Here is a 19,494-nt window from a genome sequence, read left to right as displayed (position 1 = left end):
AAAGACCGCCGCCATGGACACGTCCTTCCTGTCGCCCGGGCCGATCACCTGGGCGCAGCTCATCGCGCTCGCGCTGTTCCTGTTCTCGGTCGGCAAGGGCGTCGACTGGGTCGTGGGGAAGCTGCGCACCGGCACGAAGGAGGCGGTCTCGCCGCTCACGATCGACATGGCCGCGGCCAAGATCGAGATCAGGTCCATCGAGGAGAAGCTGAACGCCTTCAAGATCGAGGTGGCGCGGACCTACGTGACCGGCGACGTCATCACCCGCCTGGAGCGGCGCATCGACGACATGGTCATCTCGGTGCGGGACGAGATGAAGGAGACGCGCGAGGCGATGCTGAAGGCCTTCATGCGACGGCCGCCCGACTGATCGGCCGTATCCACATCGTGCATACGCGCGGGCGCCCTGGCTTCGGCCGGGGCGCCTTTTGTGCGTTTGTAATTGCCTGCCTACCGAGGCTCTTCTCTCAACTTAACGGAATGCCTTTTCTTTTATCTAAGTGGCATCATTTTGCGGGCCCATAACGTGTGTCGCGTAATTAGGCGAAGAACTTCCATTCTCTCCGGTTCGGAACCCATCATAACTTATGCGTAAAGTGACCTCGGTTTCGCAAATACGACTTCTATTGAACGTAGTTGCATATTTGACCGATGACCACGCTACAATATCAATATTTCCCTCTGCAAAACTTTCCCAAATATCAGGAGGGAGCCAAAAAAATGAAGTAATAACAGTTCGCCCTGGACCAATTGTTCCTGATCTAAATTCTTCTTTTATATTATTTTCGAAAAATGGGATTTCATCGTTCTTTCCTATGTATTGTATATTGCTAGTGATGCCGTTTTTAATCGATGGGCTACGGCCGGTGTTTTTCCATTGTATCGCAATTCCATATATTTTTGGCTCAATTTTACCATTTCCAATTGGAGCATTTAACATCGTCGCTGGCTGTATGCCTTCGAATGTCATCCATGCTCGCTCAGCGCCTACAGCATCTACTGCTGCTTGAGCTGCGATGCTTGCGGCCTTGCCTGTCCAAGCCGTGACCCCTAGGGTTGCCAGAACGAGTACAAGGCCTACGAGCGCGCCGCCGGTCTGGATCCGAGTCCAATGCAAAGCGCTTTCGGCAGCATCTGCAACGCGCCTCTGTACACACAGATCGGCTTCGGGCTGGCTCTTGGGCTTCCCGCAATCGGGCTCATACACCTTGGTCTCAGCCAGGCTCTCGTCGGAACGCTGCGGCTGAACGGTGACAGCCCCAATCTCCGGTTGCGGCGGAGAGGGTTCAGCCTTTTTGGAGTTGGCGTCTTGCTGTTGGCTTTCAGTCTTTTGGGGGTTCCCTGGGGATTGAGCTTCTGCAGTCCCAGCCATCGCCAGCAAACATATCGTGATAACGCGCAGATTTTTCAGTATCATCCCACATCCATCGGTTGAGTCGCATCTCCGAGGATGACCGGGCCGGGCCGCTGTCACAAGCGCCCGGCCCAGCTTTTATTAACCTCAAGTGAGTAGCGCGGCGGGCATGTCTGCAAGCGCCGCCCCAGCCGACCTCCCGCCCGCTGTCGCTTCTTGGCGCGACCAGATCGAGCGCCTGTCCGAGCACGCCTCGCCGTGCCGGTACCTGACCCCGACGCGATGGGCGGCGATGCGCGCGAACGCTCTGGCCTTCCTCGACCAGCACGGCGCCGAGGCGCACCGGCTGGGCTGGACCGCGCCGCAGCTGTTCGGCGTCCACCTGGAGCACGGCTTCCTGCGCGTCGAGTATGCCGGCGCGCTGATGGTCAACGACAGCCGGGTCGTCGGCGTGGAACCGGACCGGATCGTGTTCGACCGCTTCTCCGGCTACCGGACGAAGCCCGGGCAGACCTGGGGGCCGCCGGTCTGGGAGTTCGCTGCTCGGGTCAGCCGAAGCGCCTGACGGGTCTCGGCTTTCCGAGCGCCATCCACACCGCTCCACCATGATCTCGCGCGCCTCGGCTGCCGCCGGTTGAAGCGCGCCCACACCTCAGGCTTGTTCCGTATTCGTTCGCGAGCGGAGGGCCACCAGAATGGCGCGCCTGAGGGATGCGGGGCCCGGTCGGGTGTACGTCGACTGCGCGACCTGCAAGCGCTCGGGCCGGTACACCGTGGCCAGCCTGATCAATCGCCATGGGGCCGACATCTCGACGCTCGACCTGCTGCGGCATCTGACGGCTTCGTGCCGCTACCAGCGCGCGCCCGGGGCGCCACCCGCGCGGAAGTACGAGCACCTCTGCCTCGCCGCGATCACGCTGCCGCCGGCCGCCAAGCAGATCCCGCCGGTGCCGCCGGGCGTCCCATACACGATCGAGATCTGGCGGGAGACCGGCGGCAACGTCGAACTGCACCTCGCGACGATCTACCCGCTGTCGATGGCCAAGGCGGCGTTCGATGCCGCGTGCCTGGAATGGCCGACGCACGAGGTTACCCTGCGAGATCGAGCGCGGATCATCGATAGGCGGGAGCGGCCGCCGCGGCGCGCCACCGGATCCGCGTCCGGCGGATGACGCTGTAAGCCAGTCCCTCAGCCTCCAGCTGCTCCAGCGCGCGGGTCGCCTGCACGGCGCGCTCTCGGCCCGGAATGCCGGCGCGCTCGGCGATTTCGGTGGCAGTGGACGGCTCGGACGTCAGCGCCGCCAGTACGCGTGGCCGGATGTCCTGGCGCGGTCGGGCGCCGGTGCGTTCGACAGGCACAGCTACTGCAGCCGGCCGACGCCGCCGTTCAGGCCGAGCACGATAGCCCACGCCAGCAGGTCGCCCGTGCTGAGCCAGTCGCCTCCGTCGACGCGCCAATTCTCGAAGTCGTCGTCGGGCTCGACGGTGTGCCCGCGCGAGATGAGGACCGTGACGGCCTCGGCCACGGGATCCTCTTCGAGAATCATGCCTTCACCGGGTGCGCCAGCAGGATGGAGGTCCGGACCATGTTGCGCTTCCAGGCCGGCTTGTCGGTGGTGAGCGCCTCAGCCGCTCGGGTGTTCGTGCGGAGCGTCTCGACGAGGTCGAGGGACCAACCCTTCGCGAGCGGATAGGCCTCGGTCGCCAGATCCGCGAGCACCGCGTCGACCGCGGCGTCGATCTCTTGGTCGGTGATCTCGGCGGCCTTGCGCAGCTCGGAAACCGTCGGGGGTTCTTTGGCCATGGTGCAGCGCAAAATCCGGGGTTCTTGGAGAATAACCGGAGACTTGAGCTGCCAAGTCGTCGGAAATCCGCGCTAAGTCATTGCAAACAATGGTGGGCGGTGAGGGACTCGAACCCCCGACCCTCTCCGTGTAAAGGAGACGCTCTACCAACTGAGCTAACCGCCCGGCCGGCGACCGTTACGGCATGGCGCTGGTCCGGTGCAAGGGTCCGCGCCCCGGATCCGCGTCAGAGATCGATGAGCCGCGCCGCCAGGGCCGGTCCGAGGCCGACGCTCTCCACGGGATCGGGCCTGGATCGAATCGACGCGGACGCGCCCGAAGCGAGAACCGCGCGGGTCCCGGCCTCGACCGAGCAGATCACCGGAACGGGAACCTGCGGGGCGATCCGCGCCGCGAGCCCCGCCAGACCGGCACCGCCCAGGATGACCGTCTCCGCGCCGGACGCCGCGCAGGCACGGCAGGCCTCGGCCAGGATCGCCAGGGCCGCGTCGGGGTCCCGGGCGATGGCGCCGCCGCTCGGAGCCACCGTACGGAGCGCCGCGAGGGCGTCGGACAGCCCGAGCGCCGCCACGAATTCCCGCAACATCCCCTCCCAGGCCGCCCCACCGGTGACGATGCCGAAGCGGCCGGCCGCGGCGGCCTCGTGGCAGGCCGCCTCCGCCATGCCGATCACCGGCACCCGCGACAGCTCGCGCAGCGCGAGAAGACCCGGATCGCCGAAGCAGGCCAGGTAGACCGCGTCGCACGCGCCCCCGTGCTCCGCGAGGGCATCGAGGGCCGCGTGGCCGGCGATCGCCGCCGCCGCCCGGCTCGCGATGTAGCGCGCGCCGAAACGGCCGGTGACGGCGCGCAGCTCCGCCCGGCCGCCGAGCTGCCGGCCGACATGATCGGCGACGAGGTCGGTGACGTGCGCGCTGGTGTTCGGGTTGATCAGCAGGATACGCATCCGGTCCTCCGTGCCTGGATCCGCGCACGAAGAAGCCCCCGGGGCTCAGGGCGCCGGGGGCTCGTCTCACTCAGTCAGGACGCTCAGTGGGCCACGAAGGCCGCGCCGTCCTCTTCGGTGCGGGCGGGCTTGGCCACCGGCAGCGGCTCCTCCCACTCGATCGCCTCCGGTTGGCGGACCAGCGCCTTCTCCAAGACCTGATCCATCCGCGAGACCGGGATGATCTCCAGGCCGTTCTTCACGCTGTCGGGCACCTCGGCGATGTCCTTGGCGTTCTCCTCGGGGATCAGCACCGTCTTGATGCCGCCGCGGAGCGCGGCGAGCAGCTTCTCCTTCAGGCCGCCGATCGGCAGGACCCGGCCGCGGAGCGTCACCTCGCCGGTCATCGCGACGTCTCGGCGGACCGGGATCCCGGTCAGCGTCGAGATGATCGCGGTGGCCATGGCGATGCCGGCCGACGGACCGTCCTTCGGGGTCGCCCCCTCCGGAACGTGGACGTGGATGTCGCGCCGGTCGAAGAGCGGCGGCTCGATGCCGAAGTCCAGGGCCCGGGAGCGGACGTAGCTCGCCGCCGCCGAGATCGACTCCTTCATCACGTCCTTCAGGTTGCCGGTGACCGTCATCTTGCCCTTGCCGGGCATCATGACGCCCTCGATCGTCAGCAGCTCGCCGCCGACCTCGGTCCAGGCCAGACCCGTCACCACACCGACCTGATCGTCCGCGTCGATCTCGCCGTAGCGGAACTTCGGCGGGCCGAGGAAGACCGGAAGGGTCTCCGGGGTCACCGCGACCGACTTGGTCTTGGTGATCAGGATCTCCTTCACCGCCTTGCGGATCAGGTTGGACAGCTCGCGCTCCAGGTTGCGGACGCCGGCTTCCCGCGTGTAGCGGCGGACCAGCATCATCAGCCCGTCGGCATCGATCGACCACTCGTGCGTCCCGAGGCCATGCTTCTTCAGGGCGTTCGGGATCAGGTGCTTGCGCGCGATCTCGACCTTCTCCTCCTCGGTGTAACCGGCGATGCGGATCACCTCCATCCGGTCCATGAGCGGGCCCGGGATGTTGAGGGTGTTGGCCGTGGTCACGAACATCACGTTCGAGAGGTCGTAATCCACCTCCAGGTAGTGGTCGTTGAAGGTGCTGTTCTGCTCAGGGTCGAGAACCTCGAGGAGCGCCGCCGACGGATCGCCGCGGAAGTCCATGCCCATCTTGTCGATCTCGTCGAGCAGGATGAGCGGGTTCGAGGTTTTGGCCTTGCGCATCGACTGCACGATCTTGCCGGGCATCGAACCGATATAGGTCCGGCGGTGACCGCGGATCTCGGCCTCATCGCGCACGCCGCCGAGCGACATCCGGACGAACTCGCGACCCGTCGCCTTGGCGATGGACTTGCCGAGCGAGGTCTTGCCGACGCCGGGGGGACCGACGAGGCACAGGATCGGGCCGGTGAGCTTGTTCGCCCGCTGCTGCACGGCGAGGTACTCGACGATCCGCTCCTTGACCTTGTCGAGGCCGAAATGGTCCTCGTCGAGCAGCGCCTGGGCGCCGAGCAGGTCCTTCTTGATCTTCGAGCGCTTGCCCCACGGGATGCCGAGCATCCAGTCGAGGTAGTTGCGCACGACGGTCGCCTCGGCCGACATCGGCGACATCTGCCGCAGCTTCTTCAGCTCGGCGGTGGCCTTGTCTCGGGCCTCCTTGGAGAGCTTGGTCTTCTCGATCTTCTCTTCCAGCTCGGCCAGCTCGTCGCGGCCATCCTCGGAGTCGCCCAGCTCCTTCTGGATCGCCTTCATCTGCTCGTTCAGGTAGTACTCGCGCTGGGTCTTCTCCATCTGCCGCTTGACGCGGGTCCGGATGCGCTTCTCCACCTGGAGCACGGAGATCTCGCTCTCCATCAGCGACAGCACGCGCTCGAGGCGCTGCGCCACCGTCGGAGTCTCCAAGATGCCCTGCTTGTCGGAGATCTTGACGAGCAGGTGCGAGCCGATCGTGTCGGCGAGCTTCGACGGCTCGTCGATCTGCGTCACGGCGGAGACGACCTCGGGGGAGATCTTCTTGTTGAGCTTGACGTAGTTCTCGAACTCCGAGAGCACGGAGCGCGCGAGCGCCTCGGCCTCGACGCGGTCGCCGAGCTCGTCGTGGAGCGCCTCGGCGGTCGCCTCGTAGAACTCGTCCGAGCGGGTGAAGTCCACGACCTTCGCGCGGCCGACGCCCTCGACCAGCACCTTTACGGTGCCGTCGGGCAGCTTCAGCAGCTGGAGCACCGAGGCGAGGGTACCGATCTTGTAGATCGCGTCGGTCGCCGGGTCGTCGTCGCCCGCGTTGATCTGGGTGGCGAGCAGGATGTGGCGGTCGGTGCGGACGGCCTCCTCGAGGGCGCGGATCGACTTCTCGCGGCCCACGAACAGGGGCACGATCATGTGCGGGAAGACGACGATGTCGCGCAGGGGGAGGACGGCGTAGGAGCCCGTCGAACCCGGGACCACCGGCTGGCGCGATTTCGACTGTGACATGCTGACTTCCTCTCAGGGACGCCCGGTTCGGCGCCCCCATGCACGGAGCGCGCCTACAGCCAGGTGCCGACCGGGCCGCGAGGGTCGGATTTCGCTAACTTTGCGGCTGGCGACGCGGACCGGACCTCGAAGGAGCGTGCGGCCACCGCGCTGAGCCTGAGGTGGCTGCGGGGGGGAGCGTTTTCAAGGCGGCCCCCGCAGCGCGCCCGGCCAGAGCCGGGCGCCTCATGCAACCCTACCGAGCGCCTACGCGCTGACGCTGGCGGGCGCGTCCTTGTTGCGGTCGCCGTGGATGTAGAGGGGGCGCGACTTGCCCTCGACCACCTCCGGGCCGATGACCACCTGCTCCACGGACTCGAGGCCCGGCAGGTCGTACATCGTGTCCAGCAGGATCGTCTCCAGGATGGAGCGCAGGCCGCGGGCGCCGGTCTTCCGCTCGATCGCCTTGCGGGCGACGAGCGACAGGGCCTCGTCCTGGAAGGTCAGGTCGACGTTCTCCATCTCGAACAGCCGCTGGTACTGCTTCACCAGGGCGTTCTTCGGCTCCTGCAGGATCTTCTTCAGCGCGGCCTCGTCGAGGTCCTCCAGCGTCGCCAGGACCGGCAGGCGGCCGACGAACTCGGGGATGAGGCCGAACTTCAGCAGGTCCTCTGGCTCGACCGAGCGGAAGATCTCGCCGGTGCGGCGGTCGTCCGGGGCCTGGACGGTCGCGCCGAAGCCGATCGAGGTACCCTTGCCGCGCTGGGAGATGATCCGCTCCAGCCCCGCGAAGGCGCCGCCGCAGATGAACAGGATGTTGGTCGTGTCGACCTGCAGGAATTCCTGCTGCGGGTGCTTCCGTCCGCCCTGGGGCGGGACGGAGGCGACCGTACCCTCCATGATCTTCAGGAGCGCCTGCTGCACGCCCTCGCCCGACACGTCGCGGGTGATCGACGGGTTGTCGGACTTGCGGGAGATCTTGTCGATCTCGTCGATGTAGACGATGCCGCGCTGCGCCCGCTCGACGTTGTAGTCCGAGGCCTGGAGCAGCTTGAGGATGATGTTCTCGACGTCCTCACCGACGTAGCCGGCCTCGGTCAGCGTCGTGGCGTCCGCCATGGTGAACGGCACGTCCAGGATGCGGGCGAGCGTCTGCGCGAGCAGGGTCTTGCCCGAGCCGGTCGGCCCGATCAGCATGATGTTGGACTTGGCCAGCTCGACGTCGTTGTGCTTCGTCGCGTGGGCGAGCCGCTTGTAGTGGTTGTGCACCGCGACCGAGAGGACCTTCTTGGCGAAGTCCTGGCCGATGACGTAGTCGTCGAGGACGCGGCGGATCTCCTTGGGGGTCGGCACGCCGTCGCGGCTCTTCACCAGCGAGGATTTCGATTCCTCGCGGATGATGTCCATGCACAGCTCGACGCACTCGTCGCAGATGAACACCGTGGGGCCGGCGATCAGCTTGCGGACCTCGTGCTGGCTCTTGCCGCAGAACGAGCAATACAGCGTGCTCTTCGAGTCGTTGCCGCCAGTCTTGCTCATATCGGTCTCCGATTCCTCGCGTCCGCAGCCGGCAAGGGGCGGACGCGCATCGCATGAATGTAGGGGGCCCGTTTAAAGAAACAGTGTGCTGCGCGCCTTTGACCGAAGGGCCCGAACCTCGATGCAAACACGCTGCCGCGGCGGGATCAAGGCCGCGCCGCGGCGGTCAGGCGACGCGGGGCGGTCAGGCGGCCGCCGGCTCGGGACGCTTCTCGATCACCTCGTCGATGAGCCCGAACTCCTTGGCCGCGTCGGCGGTCATGAAGTTGTCGCGCTCCAGCGCCGTGTGGATCGTGTCGTAGTCGCGCCCGGTGTGCTTCACGTAGATCTCGTTCAGGCGCCGCTTCAGCGCCTCGATCTCGCGGGCGTGGATCAGGATGTCGGTCGCCTGGCCCTGGAAGCCGCCGGACGGCTGGTGGACCATGATCCGGGCGTTCGGCAGGGCGAAGCGGTGGCCCGGCTCGCCGGCTGTGAGCAGCAGGGAGCCCATCGAGGCGGCCTGGCCGACGCAGAGGGTCGTCACCGGGCAGCGGATGAACTGCATCGTGTCGTAGATCGACAGGCCGGAGGTGACCACGCCGCCGGGGGAGTTGATGTAGAAGGAGATCTCCTTCTTCGGGTTCTCCGCCTCGAGGAACAGCAGCTGCGCCACGATCAGCGACGCGCCGTAATCCTCCACGGGGCCGGTGAGGAAGATGATGCGCTCGCGGAGCAGGCGGGAGTAGATGTCGAAGGCGCGCTCGCCGCGGCTCGACTGCTCGACGACCATCGGCACGAGCGCGTTGTTGTAGACGTCGATCGGATCTCTCATCTCGTCCTGCCCCGGAGTGAGGCCCGGGGCTGCCGCGAATCAGGGCAGCCCCGGGCATGTCAGCGAACACCGGCGATGCTTAACCATCGCCTAACCCTTGCCCGCCGTCCTGGGACAGAGCGGGACTCAGTCGGCCTTGGCTTCGGTCTTGGACTCGTCCTTGGCCTCGGCCTTGTCTGCCGGCTTCCCGCCGGTCGTGTCGTCGTCATCTTCGTCGGCGAAAAGCGCCTCTTTCGAGACGGGCTCCTCGACGAGCTTGACCTGCCCGAGGACGTGGTCGACGACCTTCTCCTCGAACAGGGGCGCGCGGAGTTCCGCGAGCGCCTGCGCATTCTTCCGGTAGAAGTCCCAGACCTGCTGCTCCTGGCCCGGGAACTGCCGGACCCGGGCGATGAGGGCCTGGTTCACCTCCTCGTCCGAGACCTTGATATCGGCGCTCTCGCCGACCTGCGCAAGCACGAGACCGAGACGGACGCGCCGTTCCGCGATCTTCCGGTACTCGGCCTGGGCCTTCTCCTCGGTGGTGTCCTCGTCCTCGAAGGTCTTGCCGCGGGTCTTGAGGTCCTGCTCGACCTGCGCCCACACCGCGGCGAATTCCTGCGCCACCAGCGACGGGGGCAGCTCGAAGGCGTACTTGCCGTCCAGCGCGTCGAGGAGCTCCTTCTTGAGCCGGCGGCGCGAGGCGGCCTCGAAGTCCCGGCCGATCGCCTCGGACACGGCCTCGCGGAGCTTCTCCAGCGACTCCATGCCCATCGACTTGGCGAACTCGTCGTCGATCTTGGCTTCGCCCGCCGCCTGGATCTTCGTGACGGTCACGTCGAACTCGGCGTCCTTGCCGGCGAGGTGCTCGGCCCCGTACGACTCGGGGAAGGTGACCTTCACGAGGCGCTTGTCGCCGACCTTGGCGCCGACGAGCTGATCCTCGAAGCCCGGGATGAACGAGCCGGAGCCCAGCTCGAGGTCGATGCCCTCGCCCTTGCCGCCCTGGAACTCCTCGCCGTCGATGCGGCCGACGAAGTCGATCGTGACGCGGTCGCCGCTCTGGGCCTCGGCGCCCTCTTCGCGCTCGGTGAACGGGCGGCTCTGGCCGGCCATGCGGTCGAGGGCCTCGTCGACCTCCGCGTCCGACGGCTTGGCGACGAGCTTGGTCAGGCTGACGTCGGAGAGGTCGGCGAGCTCGAAGCTCGGCATCACCTCGAGGGCGACCTTGAAGGCGAGGTCGCCCTTGGCGTCCAGCGCCTTCTCGACCTCGGCCTGGTCGGTCGGGAACTCGACCTGCGGCTCCAGGGCGAGCTTGAGGCCGTTATCGGTGACGATCTGGCGGTTCGCCTCGTTGACGGCGTTCTGCACCACCTCGGCCATCACGGAGCGGCCGTAGACCTTGCGCAGGTGCGCGACCGGCACCTTGCCGGGACGGAAGCCCTTGAGCTGCACCTTGTCCTTCATGCCGGACAGCTCGTTGGTCAGGCGCTCCTCGAGTTCCTGGGCGGCCAGCAGAACCTGAAACTCGCGCTTCAGCCCCTGGGCGTTGATCTCGGTCACCTGCATCGTCGTCGTCGCTCTTCAAAGAAACCTGGGGTCGCCGGCCGGGCCGGCGTCGTGCTCGCGCGGACCGGGATGCCGAGATGTCGGGTACGGGGCGGAGGGTCCCGAGGGGACCGCAACCTCAGCAGAGGTCCTGGTGCGGGCGGAGGGGCTCGAACCCCCACGTCTTGCGACACTGGAACCTAAATCCAGCGCGTCTACCAGTTCCGCCACGCCCGCGCGCGCCGACATCCGGCGCATCGCCGGCCGCCGGAAGCGCGCCCTATAGCATGGGCCGGCGGGCCCGCAGCAAAAAACTTGCCCCTGTGGCGCGGCAGCCCGCGCGCCGCTAAGGAGCGGGCCCACCGCGAGCCGCAGCCGAGATCCCATGCCGCCATCCCGCACCGTGCCGCCGACCGATTCGCGTGCCGGCACGCCGTCGCGCCGGACCCTGCTCGCCGCCGCGGCGGCCTTCGGCTCGCGCCGGAGGCCGCGCGGGCCCAGGCGCCGGCCGCCGCGCCAGGGGCGCGGCGCCGTCCTCCGCGCAGCCGGAGCCCGCGGCGGCGCCGGCGGCCTGCCGGCGGCGCCCGGCAGGACGCGGTTCAGGCCGGAACCGGCGCCAGAGACGCCGGTCTGGTGCTTCGACGGCAAGGCCCTGCCGCCCGTCATCCGCGTGAAGCTCGGGCAGGCGGTACGCCTCAAGGTGGAGAACCGGACCGACAGGGCGCTGTCGCTGCACTGGCACGGGGTGCGCAACGTCAACGCCATGGACGGCGTCGGCGGGGTGACCCAGGCGCCGATCCCGCCGGGCGGCGACTTCCTCTACACTTTCACGCCGCCGGATGCCGGCTCCTACCTGATCCGGCCCCTGGTCGTCGGCGGGGCGAGCGAGCCGTCGGGCCGCGGGCTCGCGGGCATGCTGGTCGTCGAGGAGACGAACCCGCCCGCGGTCGACGCCGACGTCAGCGTCGTGCTGCAGGACTGGCGGCTCCAGGACGACGGCACCCTGATGCCGTTCGGGCAGACGGCGCTCGCCGCCGCGCACGGCCGCCTCGGCAACCTCGTGACCGTCAACGGCAAGCCGGTGCCGGGCGCCTTCGAGGCCCGGCCGGGGTCACGTATCCGCCTGCGCCTCGGCAATGCCTGCAACGCCCGGGCGACGCGCATCAAGTTCGAGGGCGTGAAGGTCTACGTGGCGGCGGTCGACGGCCAGCCCACCGACACGTTCGAGCCCCTGCGGGCCACCCTCCCCTTCCCGCCCGGCACCCGCTACGACCTGCTCGTCGACCTGCCGGAGGAGGAAGGCGCCACCTGCGAGATCCACGCGCTGATCGGCAAGGGCCTGGTCCTGGCGAGCGTCGTCACCAAGGGTGCCAGGATCACCGAGAAGCGGCCCCCGATCGGGCCGATCGGCGAGAACAAGCGCCTGCCGGCCGAGATCAAGCTCCAGAACGCCCTGCGCCGCGACGTGGTGATCACCGGCGGCGCCTTCGTGCCGAAGGGTAAGGACGGGGCCAAGGACGGCCCCGCGCCCGACCCCGTCTACACGGGCGACCCGCAGAAGATCTGGTCGGTGAACGGCGCGAGCGGCGCCGCCGGCCTCGCGCCGATCTTCTCGGTGAAGCGCGGCCAGGTGGTGGTGCTGGCCCTGCGCAACGAGACCGCCTTCCCGCAGGCCCTGCACCTGCACGGCCACTGCTTCCGCCTGCTCCACCCCCTGGACGACGGCTGGGAGCCCTACTGGCTCGACACCTTTCAGCTGCTGGAGGGCCGCACAGCCCGGATCGGGTTCCTGGCGGACAATCCGGGGCGCTGGCTGATCAGCGCCACGGTGCTGGAGCGGTTCGACACCGGCCTCTGGACGATGTTCGAGGTCACCTGAGCGGTCAGCCGCCGGTCGACGCGACGAGGTCGCGCAGCACCGCCGGCATCAGCTCGGGGATGTCCTCGGCAATCAGGCCCGGCCCGTGGCGCAGGCCGGCATCCCCGTGGAGCCAGACGCCGGCCGCGGCGGCCGCGAAGGGCTCCATGCCCTGCGCCAGCAGGCCGGCGATCAGGCCCCCGAGGACGTCCCCGGACCCGGCCGTCCCGAGATAGGGGCTGCCGTGGTCGTTGATGGCCGCACGGCCGTCGGGGGCCGCGATCACCGTATCGGCCCCCTTGAAGACCACCACGGCGCCGGTGAGCGCGGCCGCCGCGCGGGCCCGCGCCACCTTGTCGGCCCCCTCCACCACCGCGTCCGTCCCGTCGAAGAGCCGCGCGAACTCGCCGGCATGCGGTGTCAGCACGGCCCGCGCATCGCCGTCGGCGAGATGGGCGGCGAGCAGGGGCGCCTTCCCGGCGAAGCTCGTCAGCGCGTCGGCGTCGAGGACGAGGCCGCGCCCGGCCGCCGCCGCCACGGCAACGCGCTCCCGGGTCGGCTCGCCGGTGCCGAGCCCGGGTCCGGCCAGGATCACGTTCAGCCGCTCGTCGGTGAGCAGGTCGTCGAGGTCGTCGGCGCTCTCGCAGGGCCGCAGCATGATCGCCGTGAGGTGGGCGGCGTTCTCAGCCAGCGCGGCGACCGGGGACGCGACGGTGACGAGCCCGGCGCCGACCCGCAGGGCACCGCGGGCGGCGAGCCGGGCGGCGCCGGTCTTGGTGGCGGGCCCGGACAGGACCAGGGCGTGGCCGCGGGTGTACTTGTGGCTCGCGCCGGTGAGGTGCGGGAAGTCCCGGCCCCACAGGGCGGGCCCGTTCCGGTCGAGGGGCGCGCAGGCGGCCAGGCCGGCCTCCAGCGCCGCCGGGCCGGTCCCGATATCGGCGAGGCTGAGCTGGCCGCAGAGGCTCCGCCCGGGCTGGAGCAGGTGTCCCGGCTTGAAGGTCACGAAGGTCACGGTCTCCACTGCCCGGATGGCGGCGCCGCGCACCGCGCCGGTGTCGCCGTCGACCCCGCTCGGCACATCGACCGCGAGCACCGGCACCCCGGCGCGGTTCACCGTCTCGACGAGGGCGCGGGCGGCACCGTCGAGGTCGCGCGACAGGCCGGCCCCGAACAGGGCGTCGATCACGAGGTCGCAGGACGGCAGCGCGCCGCCCTCGGCCGCGCGCACCGGCCCCGTCCAGGCCTCGGCCGCCAGCGCGGCGTCGCCTGTCAGCGCCGACACCGCGCCGAGGCAGAGGAGGTCGACGGCGTAGCCGGCTTCGGCCAGCAGGCGCGCGGCCACGAAGCCGTCGCCGCCGTTGTTGCCCGGCCCGCACAGGACGACGACCCGGCCGCCCGCCGGCAGGCGGGCCCGGGCGCGGGTGGCCACGGCGGCCCCGGCCGCCTCCATCAGGGTCAGGCCCGGGACGCCGCCGTCGATTGCCGCCGCATCGACCCGCCTCATTGCCGCGACCGTCAGCAAGCGCATGTCCGCCTCCGAGTGTGCCCGTGCACCGATCAGACATGACCAAAACCGCGCCAGATTCCGGCGAGGCGCCCTAAGGATGTGCGTGAAACGCACAGCAAATAGGCACTAAGGTCGGACACGCCGCGAAAACGGCATGGCGAAGGCGTCACGAGGATGTTAGAAATGCCAGGCACCGCAGCGCAGGCCCGAGCGGCATGAAGAAGATCGAAGCGATCATCAAGCCTTTCAAGCTCGACGAAGTGAAGGAGGCGCTCCAGGAGGTCGGTCTCCAGGGCATCACCGTCATCGAGGCGAAGGGGTTCGGCCGTCAGAAGGGCCACACGGAGCTCTACCGGGGCGCCGAGTACGTGGTCGACTTCCTGCCCAAGGTGAAGCTGGAGATCGTCCTGTCCGACGCTCTGGTCGAGGGCGCCGTCGAGGCGATCCGCAAGTCGGCCCAGACCGGCCGCATCGGCGACGGCAAGATCTTCGTCTCGACGATCGAGGAAGCGATCCGCATCCGCACCGGCGAGACCGGCACGGACGCGATCTGACAGATCCCCGCGCGGTCCCGGGACTGCCGGCGACCCGTTATTCCACGACACCTGCCCAAGATTTCGCACTGCGCGAATGTCCGGCATCGGCGCTTCCGACTCTGGAGCGCCGTCTTCCGCACCCCACATCATCGGGAACGGTCGGCCCGATCGGCCGCTTGAACCCGATGCAGGAGGAAGTGCGATGGCCGCCACGGACCCGCGCGAGACCGCCAAGATCTACGATCTGTCCGCGTTCCGACGCGCGCGCGAGACCGCCCGGGCGGTTCCGAACGCGAAACCCGCGTCCGTGCCGAGCTTCGGTGGGGGCGCCTGGTACCACGAAGCCGCCATCCGCGAGGACGAGCGCCCGCGACGTCCCTGAGGCGGAGGCGTGGGGCGCGATGGCGCCGCCCTCCCCCGCAACCCTCGAACAAGCTCGACCGGGCCGCCTGCCCCAGCTCCCCATCCTGAGGTGCCCGCGCCAGGGGGCCGCGAAGGAGCACTCTGCCGAGCAGTCCGGCCCCTGAGGCCTCGTTCGAGGCCTGGGGCGCGCTCAGGCAGCTCGGGATGAGGGCGCTTGCCCGGGAGTCCATCGCCCCGGAAACGGCGAAGCCGGACCCGAGGGCCCGGCTTCGCTAGCTCTGTCGGGAGACTGGGCGCCTCCCCCCGCGTCTTACGCGGCTGCGGCGGCCTCGGTCGGCACGGAAGCGATCGTCTTCAGCACCTGCGAGGCGATCTGGTAGGGGTCGCCCTGCGAGTTCGGACGGCGGTCTTCCAGGTAGCCCTTGTAGCCGTTGTTGACGAAGGAGTGCGGCACGCGGATCGAGGCGCCGCGGTCGGCCACGCCGTACGAGAACTCGTGGATCGAGGCGGTCTCGTGCTTGCCGGTCAGGCGCATGTGGTTGTCCGGACCGTAGACGGCGATGTGCTCCTCGCGGGCGTTCTTGAATGCCTCCATGAGCTTCTCGAAATAGGCCTTGCCGCCGTGCTCGCGCATGAACGCGGTCGAGAAGTTGCAGTGCATGCCCGACCCGTTCCAGTCGGTGTCGCCGAGCGGCTTGCAGTGGTACTCGACGTCGATGCCGTACTTCTCGCAGAGGCGCTGCAGGAGGTAGCGGGCCATCCACATCTCGTCGGCGGCCTTCTTGGAGCCCTTGCCGAAGATCTGGAATTCCCACTGGCCCTTGGCCACCTCGGCGTTGATGCCCTCGTGGTTGATGCCGGCATCGAGGCAGAGGTCGAGGTGCTCCTCGACGATCTTGCGGGCGACGTCGCCGACGTTCGAGTAGCCGACGCCGGTGTAGTACGGGCCCTGCGGCGCCGGGTAGCCGGAGGCCGGGAAGCCGAGCGGGCGGCCGTCCTTGTACAGGAAGTACTCCTGCTCGAAGCCGAACCAGGCGCCGGCATCGTCCAGGATGGTGGCGCGCTTGTTGGACTCGTGCGGGGTCACGCCGTCCGGCATCATCACTTCGCACATCACCAGCACGCCGTTCTTGCGGGCCGGGTCGGGGAAGTGGCGCACGGGCTTCAGCATGCAGTCGGAGCTGCCGCCCTCGGCCTGCTTGGTGGACGAGCCGTCGAAGCCCCACATCGGGAGCTGCTCGAGGGTCGGGAAGCTGTCGAATTCCTTGATCTGCGTCTTACCGCGGAGATTCGGGGTCGGCGTGTACCCGTCGAGCCATATGTACTCGAGCTTATATTTGGTCATTCCGGTTCTCTCGTCCGTATCGATGCGCGACCGGGGTAACCCTGGGCAACGCGAACGGCTTGCCGCCTCTCAGACGGCCGCAGCCGCCTTTGCATGGATCGTGCCAGGAAGGCCATTGCCGGAGAACAACGGTGCCCTAGAAACGGTGCGGCCCGATCACGCTTGCGAGATCGGGCGCGAGAACAGACTGATCGCTCTATCCGGCAACCGATTCCGATCCCCGGCGGGTGGCAAGGCACGCCCGCGCCGGATATCAAGCGCCGCCGGCCGGCGCGCGCGACCGCGTTCGGGTGCGCCACGAGAGACGGTTCAGAGATCCCTGGAGGATGCCCACGATGACCACTGCGGCCGAGGTGCTGAAGACGATCCGGGACAACGACGTGCGTTACGTGGACTTCCGGTTCACCGACCCGCGCGGCAAGTGGCAGCACGTCACGTTCGACGTGTCGCTCATCGACGAGGAGATCTTCGACGAAGGCACCATGTTCGACGGCTCCTCGATCGCCGGCTGGAAGGCGATCAACGAGTCCGACATGTTGCTGATGCCGGATCCGGTGACCGCCACGCTGGACCCGTTCTTCTCGGCCGCGACCATGTCGATCGTCTGCGACGTGCTCGAGCCGGCGACCGGCGAGCCCTACGGCCGCGATCCGCGCGGCACCGCCAAGCGCGCCGAGGCCTACCTGCAGCAGACCGGCATCGGCGACACGATCTATGTCGGCCCCGAGGCCGAGTTCTTCGTGTTCGACGACGTCAAGTTCGGCGCCGACCCGTACCGCACCGGCTTCGAGCTCGACTCCACCGAGCTGCCGACCAACGGCTTCACCGACTATGAGGGCGGCAACCTCGGCCACCGGGTGCAGACCAAGGGCGGCTATTTCCCGGTGCCGCCGCAGGATTCGGCGCAGGACATGCGCGGCGAGATGCTCGCGGCCATGCAGTCCATGGGCGTGAAGGTCGAGAAGCACCACCACGAGGTGGCTTCGGCCCAGCACGAGCTCGGCATGAAGTTCGACACGCTGACCCTGCTCGCCGACCACATGCAGATCTACAAGTACTGCATCCACAACGTCGCGCAGAGCTACGGCAAGTCGGCGACGTTCATGCCGAAGCCCGTCTACGGCGACAACGGCTCGGGCATGCACGTCCACCAGTCGATCTGGAAGGACGGCAAGCCGGTCTTCGCCGGCGACAAGTATGCCGGCCTGTCCCAGGAGTGCCTCTGGTACATCGGCGGCATCATCAAGCACGCCAAGGCGCTCAACGCCTTCACCAATCCGTCGACCAACTCGTACAAGCGGCTCGTGCCGGGCTACGAGGCGCCGGTGCTGCTCGCCTACTCGGCGCGCAACCGCTCGGCCTCCTGCCGCATCCCGTGGACCAAGAGCCCGAAGGCCAAGCGCGTCGAGGTCCGCTTCCCCGACCCGATGGCCAACCCCTACCTCGCCTTCTCGGCGCTGCTGATGGCCGGCCTCGACGGTATCCGGAACAAGATCGACCCGGGCCCGGCCATGGACAAGGACCTGTACGAGCTGCCGCCGCGGGAGCTCAAGAAGATCCCGACCGTGTGCGGCTCGCTGCGCGAGGCCCTGAACAGCCTCGACAAGGACCGGGCCTTCCTCAAGGAGGGCGGCGTGTTCTCGGACGACCAGATCGACTCGTTCATCGAGCTGAAGATGACCGAGGTGCTGCGCTACGAGATGACCCCGCACCCGATCGAGTTCGTGCAGTACTACTCGCTGTGAGGTGACAAGGGGCCGGGCGCGACGCCCGGCCCGGCACCCTCTCCCGGGCCGGGGCCTCTCGCGGGGCTCCGGCCTTCTTCTTGCGGCCGCTCCGGCGTTATCCATCCCCGGCCGATCCCGATGCGCCCGTCAGCGCGAAGACCGGGTCGGGACCCGCGCGGCCCGGGGGAAGGTCCGGCGACCGCGCCGACGCCGGCGGTCACGCGGAGCCCGCCCGATGCTCACCCTCGACCACCTCGTCGTCGTCGCGCCCGATCTCGCGGAGGGCGTGGCGTATGTCGTGAACTGCCTCGGCCTCGCCATGCCGGAGGGCGGCCGCCACCGCGAGATGGGCACGCGCAATCACCTCCTGCGCCTCGGCGACGCCCTGTTCCTGGAGGTGATCGCCGTCGATCCCGAGGCGCCGCCGCCGTCGGGCGCCCGCTGGTTCGGCCTCGGCGACGCCGCGCGGGTGCGGGCGGACTGGGACGCGGGCCGGCGGCTGCGCGGCTTCGTCGCCCGCGCGGACGATCTCGACGGCGTTCTCGCCGCCCACGGCGCGCTCCTCGGCGCGGCGGCGACGATGACCCGCGGCGACCTGTCCTGGCGCTTCGCGGTCCCTCCAGGCGGGGCGTGGCCGGCGGACGGCGCCGCGCCCTGCGCGATGGATTGGGGGCCGCGCGGCAACCCCGCCACGACGATGCCGGATCTCGGCGCCGATCTGGAGGCGCTCGTCCTGACGCACCCGGATCCCGACGCCGTCGCGGGGCTTCACGCCGCGCTCGGCCTCGTCGACCCGCCGCGGGTCGTGGTGGGCCCGGGCCCGCGCTGGACCGCCCGGATGACGACGCCGTCGGGCCCGCGGAGCCTGACCTGACGGCGACGGACCCTCCTCGCCGGCCTGATCGGGTGGGTGACCGGCGAGGAGGGCCTGGCCGGGGCTCGCAAGCCCAGGCAGCCACAACCTACCAGCGACACATCGCGGTGCGGTGACAGGAAAGTCTCACCCCGCACAGGAAGTGTGCGGGATCCTCGCGACTCTCAGGTGTGCGCGAAGATGTCGGTCTCGGGCCAGCCGTCGAGGTCGAGGCGCGCCCGCGTCGGCAGGAAGCCGAAACAGGCGGCCGCGAGATCGGTGCGGCCTTCCCGGGCCAGCATGGCGTCGAGCCGCTCCCGGGCCGCGTGGAGGTGGAGGACATCCGAGGCCGCGTAGTCGAGCTGGGCCTGCGACAGGGTCTCGGCGCCCCAGTCCGAGGATTGCTGCTGCTTCGACAGGTCGACGCCGACCAGCTCGCGGACCACGTCCTTCAGCCCGTGGCGGTCCGTGTAGGTGCGCGCGAGCTTCGAGGCGATCTTGGTGCAGTAGACCGGGCTCGGCATCACGCCGAGGGCCCTGTACAGGACCGCCACGTCGAACCGCGCGAAGTGGAAGATCTTCAGGATCCCGGGATCGGCCAGGACCCGCTTGAGCACGACCGGCTCCGGCCCGGCTTGCGGGATCTGGACCACGTCGGCGGTGCCGTCGCCGGTGGAGAGCTGCACCACGCAGAGGCGGTCCCGATGCGGGTTGAGCCCGAGCGTCTCGGTGTCGATGGCCACCGCCCGGCCCGCGTCGTAGCTGGCGGGCAGGTCGCCGCGGTGAAGACGGACGGTCGGGCTCGGCATCGTTCTCGGACCTTGCGGGGTTTTC

The 19,494-nt window shown here is 68.8% G+C and carries 19 protein-coding genes and 2 tRNA genes; 8 read left to right on the top strand and 13 right to left on the bottom strand.

Going from position 1 to position 19,494, the window contains the following annotated elements; all coding sequences use genetic code 11:
* Positions 1-13 precede the first annotated feature (13 nt).
* The gene (locus tag BKE41_RS27700; RefSeq protein WP_071000447.1) at positions 14-370 is read left to right on the top strand and encodes a hypothetical protein; all 357 of its coding nucleotides are present in this window, start codon (positions 14-16) and stop codon (positions 368-370) included.
* 126 nt (positions 371-496) lie between these two features.
* Here BKE41_RS27700 and BKE41_RS31390 read toward each other — a convergent pair whose 3' ends face one another.
* Positions 497-1,417, bottom strand: coding sequence for a hypothetical protein (locus BKE41_RS31390; RefSeq protein WP_159392807.1), 921 nt, complete (start codon positions 1,415-1,417; stop codon positions 497-499).
* 229 nt (positions 1,418-1,646) lie between these two features.
* Between BKE41_RS31390 and BKE41_RS27695 the strand changes: the two genes are divergently transcribed.
* On the top strand, positions 1,647-1,919 hold the full coding sequence (locus tag BKE41_RS27695; protein WP_245295858.1) for a hypothetical protein: 273 nt from the start codon (positions 1,647-1,649) through the stop codon (positions 1,917-1,919).
* Between the two features lie 208 nt (positions 1,920-2,127).
* The gene (locus tag BKE41_RS27690; RefSeq protein ID WP_245295857.1) at positions 2,128-2,526 is read left to right on the top strand and encodes a hypothetical protein; all 399 of its coding nucleotides are present in this window, start codon (positions 2,128-2,130) and stop codon (positions 2,524-2,526) included.
* Between the two features lie 189 nt (positions 2,527-2,715).
* Here the strand turns inward: BKE41_RS27690 and BKE41_RS27685 are convergent, their stop codons facing one another.
* The 9 genes from BKE41_RS27685 to BKE41_RS27645 form a co-directional block, all read right to left on the bottom strand.
* Positions 2,716-2,901 (bottom strand): hypothetical protein, encoded by a 186-nt coding sequence (locus BKE41_RS27685; RefSeq protein ID WP_071000444.1) that lies wholly within the window; start codon positions 2,899-2,901, stop codon positions 2,716-2,718.
* On the bottom strand, positions 2,898-3,158 hold the full coding sequence (locus BKE41_RS27680; protein ID WP_071000443.1) for a hypothetical protein: 261 nt from the start codon (positions 3,156-3,158) through the stop codon (positions 2,898-2,900). Before BKE41_RS27680 ends, BKE41_RS27685 begins: the two co-directional genes overlap by 4 nt.
* A 90-nt stretch (positions 3,159-3,248) precedes the next feature.
* Positions 3,249-3,324 (bottom strand) — tRNA-Val (locus BKE41_RS27675).
* A gap of 61 nt (positions 3,325-3,385) precedes the next feature.
* Entirely contained in the window at positions 3,386-4,105 is a 720-nt protein-coding gene (locus BKE41_RS27670) for an aspartate/glutamate racemase family protein (RefSeq protein WP_071000442.1), read from the bottom strand.
* A gap of 83 nt (positions 4,106-4,188) precedes the next feature.
* Positions 4,189-6,615, bottom strand: a complete 2,427-nt coding sequence (lon, locus tag BKE41_RS27665; RefSeq protein ID WP_071000441.1) for an endopeptidase La — start codon at positions 6,613-6,615, stop codon at positions 4,189-4,191.
* Between the two features lie 246 nt (positions 6,616-6,861).
* Positions 6,862-8,133, bottom strand: a complete 1,272-nt coding sequence (gene clpX / locus BKE41_RS27660; protein WP_010684321.1) for an ATP-dependent Clp protease ATP-binding subunit ClpX — start codon at positions 8,131-8,133, stop codon at positions 6,862-6,864.
* Between the two features lie 184 nt (positions 8,134-8,317).
* Positions 8,318-8,944: an ATP-dependent Clp protease proteolytic subunit gene (locus tag BKE41_RS27655; RefSeq protein ID WP_012322036.1), complete on the bottom strand. Its 627-nt coding sequence runs from the start codon at positions 8,942-8,944 to the stop codon at positions 8,318-8,320.
* Between the two features lie 126 nt (positions 8,945-9,070).
* On the bottom strand, positions 9,071-10,492 hold the full coding sequence (gene tig, locus BKE41_RS27650) for a trigger factor (RefSeq protein ID WP_024828280.1): 1,422 nt from the start codon (positions 10,490-10,492) through the stop codon (positions 9,071-9,073).
* A gap of 131 nt (positions 10,493-10,623) precedes the next feature.
* A tRNA-Leu gene (locus tag BKE41_RS27645) sits at positions 10,624-10,708 on the bottom strand.
* A 148-nt stretch (positions 10,709-10,856) separates the two neighbouring features.
* Between BKE41_RS27645 and BKE41_RS27640 the strand changes: the two genes are divergently transcribed.
* Positions 10,857-12,350 (top strand): multicopper oxidase family protein, encoded by a 1,494-nt coding sequence (locus tag BKE41_RS27640; RefSeq protein WP_107645325.1) that lies wholly within the window; start codon positions 10,857-10,859, stop codon positions 12,348-12,350.
* Between the two features lie 4 nt (positions 12,351-12,354).
* On the opposite strand, the gene BKE41_RS27635 is transcribed toward BKE41_RS27640, so the two are convergent.
* Entirely contained in the window at positions 12,355-13,857 is a 1,503-nt protein-coding gene (locus BKE41_RS27635; protein ID WP_059410222.1) for a bifunctional ADP-dependent NAD(P)H-hydrate dehydratase/NAD(P)H-hydrate epimerase, read from the bottom strand.
* A 194-nt stretch (positions 13,858-14,051) separates the two neighbouring features.
* Here BKE41_RS27635 and BKE41_RS27630 point away from each other — a divergent pair, with 194 nt between their 5' ends.
* Together BKE41_RS27630 and BKE41_RS27625 are read left to right on the top strand one after the other, a co-directional pair.
* Complete coding sequence (locus BKE41_RS27630; RefSeq protein ID WP_003600526.1) at positions 14,052-14,390, top strand: P-II family nitrogen regulator; 339 nt, start codon at positions 14,052-14,054, stop codon at positions 14,388-14,390.
* A gap of 184 nt (positions 14,391-14,574) precedes the next feature.
* A complete protein-coding gene (locus BKE41_RS27625) occupies positions 14,575-14,754 on the top strand; it encodes a DUF2735 domain-containing protein (RefSeq protein ID WP_024828283.1) in 180 nt (59 codons plus the stop codon).
* A gap of 291 nt (positions 14,755-15,045) precedes the next feature.
* Here the strand turns inward: BKE41_RS27625 and BKE41_RS27620 are convergent, their stop codons facing one another.
* The gene (locus BKE41_RS27620) at positions 15,046-16,080 is read right to left on the bottom strand and encodes a glutamine synthetase beta-grasp domain-containing protein (protein ID WP_012322031.1); all 1,035 of its coding nucleotides are present in this window, start codon (positions 16,078-16,080) and stop codon (positions 15,046-15,048) included.
* Between the two features lie 335 nt (positions 16,081-16,415).
* On the opposite strand from BKE41_RS27620, the gene glnA reads away from it, so the two are divergent.
* Together glnA and BKE41_RS27610 are read left to right on the top strand one after the other, a co-directional pair.
* A complete protein-coding gene (glnA, locus tag BKE41_RS27615) occupies positions 16,416-17,825 on the top strand; it encodes a type I glutamate--ammonia ligase (RefSeq protein ID WP_012322030.1) in 1,410 nt (469 codons plus the stop codon).
* A gap of 217 nt (positions 17,826-18,042) precedes the next feature.
* Entirely contained in the window at positions 18,043-18,681 is a 639-nt protein-coding gene (locus BKE41_RS27610; protein ID WP_071000440.1) for a VOC family protein, read from the top strand.
* Between the two features lie 164 nt (positions 18,682-18,845).
* Here BKE41_RS27610 and BKE41_RS27605 read toward each other — a convergent pair whose 3' ends face one another.
* Positions 18,846-19,469: a ribonuclease D gene (locus tag BKE41_RS27605; protein WP_012322028.1), complete on the bottom strand. Its 624-nt coding sequence runs from the start codon at positions 19,467-19,469 to the stop codon at positions 18,846-18,848.
* Positions 19,470-19,494: the final 25 nt, after the last annotated feature.

Source organism: Methylobacterium sp. C1 (assembly GCF_001854385.1).
Classification (GTDB): domain Bacteria; phylum Pseudomonadota; class Alphaproteobacteria; order Rhizobiales; family Beijerinckiaceae; genus Methylobacterium; species Methylobacterium radiotolerans.
Note: the sequence above shows the minus strand (reverse complement) of the source record. Positions and strands in the feature narration are given on the sequence as shown.

Bases quoted from the DNA above. Each gene is read 5' to 3' on its own strand.
- BKE41_RS27700 (WP_071000447.1), top strand. From the start codon at position 14: ATGGACACGTCCTTCCTGTCGCCCGGGCCGATCACCTGGGCGCAGCTC.
- BKE41_RS31390 (WP_159392807.1), bottom strand. From the start codon at position 1,417: ATGATACTGAAAAATCTGCGCGTTATCACGATATGTTTGCTGGCGATG.
- BKE41_RS27695 (WP_245295858.1), top strand. From the start codon at position 1,647: ATGCGCGCGAACGCTCTGGCCTTCCTCGACCAGCACGGCGCCGAGGCG.
- BKE41_RS27685 (WP_071000444.1), bottom strand. From the start codon at position 2,901: ATGATTCTCGAAGAGGATCCCGTGGCCGAGGCCGTCACGGTCCTCATC.
- BKE41_RS27680 (WP_071000443.1), bottom strand. From the start codon at position 3,158: ATGGCCAAAGAACCCCCGACGGTTTCCGAGCTGCGCAAGGCCGCCGAG.
- BKE41_RS27670 (WP_071000442.1), bottom strand. From the start codon at position 4,105: ATGCGTATCCTGCTGATCAACCCGAACACCAGCGCGCACGTCACCGAC.
- lon (WP_071000441.1), bottom strand. From the start codon at position 6,615: ATGTCACAGTCGAAATCGCGCCAGCCGGTGGTCCCGGGTTCGACGGGC.
- clpX (WP_010684321.1), bottom strand. From the start codon at position 8,133: ATGAGCAAGACTGGCGGCAACGACTCGAAGAGCACGCTGTATTGCTCG.
- BKE41_RS27655 (WP_012322036.1), bottom strand. From the start codon at position 8,944: ATGAGAGATCCGATCGACGTCTACAACAACGCGCTCGTGCCGATGGTC.
- tig (WP_024828280.1), bottom strand. From the start codon at position 10,492: ATGCAGGTGACCGAGATCAACGCCCAGGGGCTGAAGCGCGAGTTTCAG.
- BKE41_RS27640 (WP_107645325.1), top strand. From the start codon at position 10,857: ATGCCGCCATCCCGCACCGTGCCGCCGACCGATTCGCGTGCCGGCACG.
- BKE41_RS27635 (WP_059410222.1), bottom strand. From the start codon at position 13,857: ATGCGCTTGCTGACGGTCGCGGCAATGAGGCGGGTCGATGCGGCGGCA.
- BKE41_RS27630 (WP_003600526.1), top strand. From the start codon at position 14,052: ATGAAGAAGATCGAAGCGATCATCAAGCCTTTCAAGCTCGACGAAGTG.
- BKE41_RS27625 (WP_024828283.1), top strand. From the start codon at position 14,575: ATGGCCGCCACGGACCCGCGCGAGACCGCCAAGATCTACGATCTGTCC.
- BKE41_RS27620 (WP_012322031.1), bottom strand. From the start codon at position 16,080: ATGACCAAATATAAGCTCGAGTACATATGGCTCGACGGGTACACGCCG.
- glnA (WP_012322030.1), top strand. From the start codon at position 16,416: ATGACCACTGCGGCCGAGGTGCTGAAGACGATCCGGGACAACGACGTG.
- BKE41_RS27610 (WP_071000440.1), top strand. From the start codon at position 18,043: ATGCTCACCCTCGACCACCTCGTCGTCGTCGCGCCCGATCTCGCGGAG.
- BKE41_RS27605 (WP_012322028.1), bottom strand. From the start codon at position 19,469: ATGCCGAGCCCGACCGTCCGTCTTCACCGCGGCGACCTGCCCGCCAGC.